This window comes from Pseudomonas donghuensis, assembly GCF_000259195.1.
Classification (GTDB): domain Bacteria; phylum Pseudomonadota; class Gammaproteobacteria; order Pseudomonadales; family Pseudomonadaceae; genus Aquipseudomonas; species Aquipseudomonas donghuensis.
Genome location: NZ_JH650766.1, coordinates 104,088 through 108,584, shown reverse-complemented (window position 1 = coordinate 108,584; position 4,497 = coordinate 104,088). Strand labels below are relative to the sequence as shown.

Annotated in this window: 2 protein-coding genes and 2 pseudogenes; all 4 read left to right on the top strand. The window is 67.6% G+C overall.

Going from position 1 to position 4,497, the window contains the following annotated elements; genetic code table 11:
- Positions 1-133 (top strand): annotated as a pseudogene (locus UW3_RS29610) (DUF4381 domain-containing protein); the annotation flags it as partial.
- Entirely contained in the window at positions 126-1,202 is a 1,077-nt protein-coding gene (locus UW3_RS0114900) for a vWA domain-containing protein (protein WP_010223298.1), read from the top strand. The pseudogene UW3_RS29610 and the gene UW3_RS0114900, both read left to right, overlap by 8 nt.
- Positions 1,199-2,920, top strand: a complete 1,722-nt coding sequence (locus tag UW3_RS0114895) for a VWA domain-containing protein (protein ID WP_010223297.1) — start codon at positions 1,199-1,201, stop codon at positions 2,918-2,920. Before UW3_RS0114900 ends, UW3_RS0114895 begins: the two co-directional genes overlap by 4 nt.
- Positions 2,917-4,497, top strand: a pseudogene (locus UW3_RS27050) (BatD family protein); the annotation flags it as partial. The gene UW3_RS0114895 and the pseudogene UW3_RS27050, both read left to right, overlap by 4 nt.

Sequence of the window (4,497 nt, the reverse complement as noted above, 5' to 3'; positions counted from 1 at the left end):
CGCCCCGCCCGCCGGCCTGACCCGCTGGATGGTGCTGGTCGAAGGCGCCTACAAACCCGAATGCAAACTCGACGACAAAGCCATCAACGGCCTCAACCAGTCGGTCGAAACCTGGATCCGCAAACATGTTTGAGCTGGCCTGGCCGTGGGTCTTCATACTGTTGCCGCTGCCCTGGCTGGCGCGCCTGCTGCTGCCGGCCGCCGACAGTGGTGAGCCGGTGCTCAAGGTCAGCTTTCTCGATGAACTCGAAGGCCTGGCTGGGCGCCGCGCGCGCCTGAACCTGCCGACCTGGCGCCAGCAGGCGCCGTTCGTGCTGGTGTGGCTGTTGCTGCTGTTTGCCGCCGCCCGCCCGCAATGGCTGGGCGAGCCGTTACCGGTGGCCGCCAGTGGCCGCGACCTGCTGGTGGCGGTGGACGTCTCTGGCTCCATGGACTTTCCCGACATGCAGTGGCAAGGCGACGACGTCAGCCGCCTGACCCTGGTCAAGGCCCTGCTCGGTGATTTTCTTGAAGACCGCCAGGGCGATCGCGTCGGCCTGATCCTGTTCGGCAGCCAGGCCTACCTGCAGGCCCCGTTGACCTTCGACCGGCGCACCGTACGTACCTTCCTCGACGAAGCGCAGATCGGCATCGCCGGCAAGAACACCGCCATCGGCGACGCCATTGGCCTGGCCCTCAAGCGCCTGCGCCAACGTCCGGCACAGAGCCGGGTGCTGGTGCTGGTCACCGACGGCGCCAACAACGGCGGGCAGATTCACCCGCTGACCGCCGCGCGCCTGGCCGCCCAGGAAAACGTGCGCATCTACACCATCGGCATCGGTGCCGACCCGGAACAAACCGGTACCGCCGGCTTGCTGGGCATCAACCCAAGCCTGGACCTGGACGAAGCCTCGCTCAAGGAAATCGCCGAGCTCACCGGTGGCAGCTACTTCCGCGCCCACGACGGCGAAGAACTGCATGCCATCGGCGAAGCGCTCGACCGCCTGGAACCTGTGGCCCAGCAGCCAACCCAGGCGCGCACCGCCCAGCCGCTGTACAGCTGGCCGCTGGCCTTGGCCTTGGTGCTGAGCCTGCTGCTGGTGATCGAGCAGCAATGGCCGGACAACCTGCTGCAGCGCTTGCTGCGCCGCCCGCGCTTCTTGCAGCCGCACCCGGAATGGCGTCAGCGCCTGCAACGGCTGCGCTTGAGGAGGCGCCGATGAGCGAATTGTGGCCGCAATGGCTGCGCCCGCTGTGGCTGCTCGTCCTGCCGCTGCTGGCCTGGCTGCTATGGAAGCTGTGGCACCGGCAAAAACGCGCCGGGCGCTGGCAGATGATCCTGCCACCGGCCTTTCATGCCGTGCTGCTGGGTGGCGGCAGCGGCCGCGACAGCAAACTGCCGTGGATCGCCCTGGGCCTGGCCTGGTTGATCACCGTGCTGGCCCTGGTCGGGCCCAGCTGGCAACGCCTGGAAGATACCCGCCAGCGCCCGGCCGACCCGCTGGTGATCCTGCTTGAGCTGACCCCGCAGATGCTCGCCGACGACGCGGCGCCAACCCGCCTGGAACAGGCCCGACGCAAGATCCTCGACCTGCTCGAGCACCGCCGCGACAGCCAGACCGCGATCATCGTCTATGCCGGCAGCGCCCACACCCTGGTGCCGCTGTCCGACGACCTGGCCACCAGTCGCAATCTGCTCGAAGCCCTGGATCCTGCGATCATGCCGCAAGCCGGGCAGCACGCCGACCTGGCCGTGCGCAAGGGCCTGGCCCTGCTCGCTCAGGCCGGCCTGGGCCAGGGCCGCCTGCTGTTGATCGGCTCCTCGCTCGATGCCCAGGAACGCCAGGGCATTGTCCAGGCCCTCGGCCGCCAGGGCCCGAGCCTGCTGATGCTCGGCGTCGGCAGCGCCGAGGGGGCGCCGGTCAAGCAGGCCAACGGCGAGTTCCTCAAGGACGACCAGGGCGGGATCCTCCTGCCGCGCCTGGACAGCGCCAGCCTCAAGGCTTTTATCAACAGCACCGGCGGGCGCTACCGCAGTGCCCGTATCGACGACCTCGACCTACGCGGCCTGCGCCTGTTCGACAACCCGCGCAGTCTGCGTGACGATGGCCAGACCGTACAACTCGACAGCTGGGCCGACCAAGGCTACTGGCTGTTCCTGCCACTGTTGCTGCTGGCCGCGTGCGCCGGCCGTCGCGGTTGGTTGTTCTGCCTGCCGTTGCTGCTGGCCGTGCCGCAGCCCAGCCACGCCTTCGAGTTCAACGACCTGTGGCTGCGCCCTGACCAGCAAGGCCAGCGCCTGCTTGAACGGCAACGTCCGGCCGATGCCGCCCGGCACTTCGCAGACCCGCAGTGGAAAGGCCTGGCGCTGTACCAGGCCGGCGACTTCAACGGCGCCGCCCGCCAGTTCGCCCAGGGCAACAGCGCCGCCGACCATTACAATCGCGGCAACGCCCTGGCCCGCAGCGGTGAACTGGAAGCGGCGCTGGATGCCTACGAGCAGGCCCTGGAACGCCAACCGGAACTGCAACCGGCACTCGTCAACAAGGCACTGGTCGAACAGTTGCTGCAACAACGCCAGGCCGAACACGCACCCGAACAGCCGCCGGAAGACAACCCGCAGAGCAACCCCAACAGCAGCAGCGATACTGCCAGCAGCTCGCAGAACGCCCAGGACCAGGCCGCGGCAAAACCTGCGCAGGATCCGGATGAAGCGGCCAAGGCCCAGGACAGCAGCAGCGAGCAGGCGCAGAACAGCGCCAGCGGCGCTGACGACGATGACACCACCCGGCCGCCCCAGCGCCCGGCTGACAGCAGCCTCGATGCCGAACAGCGCCAGGCCCTGGAACAATGGCTGCGACAGATCCCGGACAACCCGGCCGAACTGTTGCGGCGTAAATTCTGGTATGAACAGCAACAACATCAGGAAACCCATCGATGAGTCGCGTTTGCGTCCTGGTCTTCAGCCTCTTTCTCGCCCTGCAGGTGCAGGCAGCGGCGCTGCTCGCCAGTGTCGACCGCACACGCCTGAATGCCGGCGAAACCCTTGAGCTGACCCTCGAGACCCAGGACGTCACCCAGTTCGGCAAACCCGACCTGACGCCACTGCAGGCCAACTTCGAAGTACGTGGCACGCGCCAGGTCAACAGCCTCAACAGCCTTGACGAGAGCAGCGCCAACACGCGCTGGATCATTACCCTGCTGCCGCGCCAGAGCGGCAGTGTGGAAATTCCCGCCCTGCAGCTGGGCGAAGTGCGCAGCCAGCCGATCAGCCTGCAGATCCAGGCCAACGAGGTCAGTCGCGAAAACCAGGGCCCGGTGTTCATCGACGCCAGCCTCGACCAGCCGCAAGTCTACGTCCAGGCCCAGGCGGTGCTGACCCTGAGCATCTACCACTCGGTACCGCTGTACGACGACAGCAGCCTCAGCCCGCTGCAACTGGACAACGCCAGGGTCGAGCCGCTGGGCGAGTCGCGCACCTTCGAGAAACTCATCGACGGCGTGCGCCACGGCGTGATCGAAATGCGCTATGCGATCTACCCCCAGCAGAGTGGCGACCTGAAAATCCCGGCCCTGAACTTCAGCGCCACCGCTGCCCAGAACGATGCCGAGCAGGAGCTCAACACCCCGCGCGCCGGCAAGCAGGTGCAGGTCAGCTCGACGCCGCTGGTGCTGACAGTCGACCCGATCCCGGCCGACTACCCGGCCAATGCGCCCTGGCTGCCGGCCAACAGCCTGACCCTGGAAGAACACTGGAGCCCGGACCCGGCCCAGCAGCAGACCCAGATCGGCGACTCGCTGACCCGCACCGTGATCCTCCAGGCCGAGGGCTTGTCCAGCGCCCAGCTGCCACCGCTGCCGGGCACCGAAGTCACCGGCCTGCGCCGCTACCCGGACCAGCCGCAATTGCGCAACCAGGTCAACGACCGTGGCCTGCTCGGTGTGCGTGAAGAGCGCGAAGCGCTGGTGCCGACCCACAGCGGCCGGCTGGAACTGCCGAGCCAGGAAGTGGTCTGGTGGAACACCCGCGAAGATCACCTGGAACGCAGCAGCCTGCCCGCTCGTAGCCTGCAGATCGAGGACAACCCGGCGTTGAGCGCCGACAAACCGGCCAGCGTCGATCCGGTCACAGTGCAAACCCACCTGCTCTGGCCCTGGCAGCTGAGTACCCTGGTACTGGCCCTGACCACCCTGCTGGGCTTTGCCCTGTGGTGGCGGGCGCGCTCGCAACCGGCGGTGCTGCGTGCGGCGCAAACCGGGCCGAGCCCGCGCACCCTGCTTGATGACCTCAAGCGCGCGTGCCAGGCCAACGACCCCCAAGCCACGCGCCAGGCCCTGGATGCCTGGGCGCGTCAGCAACCGGAAACCCTGGCCGAGATGGCCGCACGTTTCGTACCGCTGTCCGATGCCCTCGATGGCCTCAACGGCGCGCTGTACAGCGAAAGCGGGCAGTATTGGCAAGGTGAAGAATTATGGCGGGCCATTGGCACCATCCCGGCCGCCGAGCAGGTCCAGCCT